The sequence below is a fragment of the Vibrio sp. T9 genome, assembly GCF_003123985.1.
GTDB lineage: Bacteria > Pseudomonadota > Gammaproteobacteria > Enterobacterales > Vibrionaceae > Vibrio > Vibrio diabolicus.
This window is the reverse complement of sequence record NZ_NIGY01000109.1, coordinates 1-358: the sequence shown is the minus strand read 5'-3', so window position 1 is coordinate 358 and position 358 is coordinate 1. Positions and strand designations below refer to the sequence as shown.

Sequence of the window (358 nt, the reverse complement as noted above, 5' to 3'; positions counted from 1 at the left end):
GGCGGTCTGTCGTACGGCCTGCATCGGGTGTCGTTTGCACTCGGCGATGCGTCGGTTGCGCCGGTCGCTTTCGACGGTGAGATCGCGCCCGCATCCGCCTGGCGTGTCGGAGTCTTCGACGTCGGCTCGGACTGCGTTGCCGCCGTGGCCTGGCGCGGAAGCGAACGGAGGATTCGCCTCTTCACATATGTGTTTTGAACCTTTTCGTAGTGGTGCGGGTCTGATTCCCTGTGAGTGCGCGTGTGTGTGTGAGCCGTGCGCCATAGGGAGTTGGCGCGTTATGCTGGGACGACAGTCATTACGCACGTCGCGATGGCGACGTGCGTTTTTTTATGGATAAACGATGACCTTACTCAGC

At 60.6% G+C, this 358-nt stretch carries 1 protein-coding gene; it reads left to right on the top strand.

Translation table 11 applies throughout. The features are described from left to right. On the top strand, nt 1–198 hold a 198-nt coding region (locus tag CBX98_RS26510), incomplete at its 5' end, for a hypothetical protein (protein WP_206781402.1). Nucleotides 199–358: the final 160 nt, after the last annotated feature.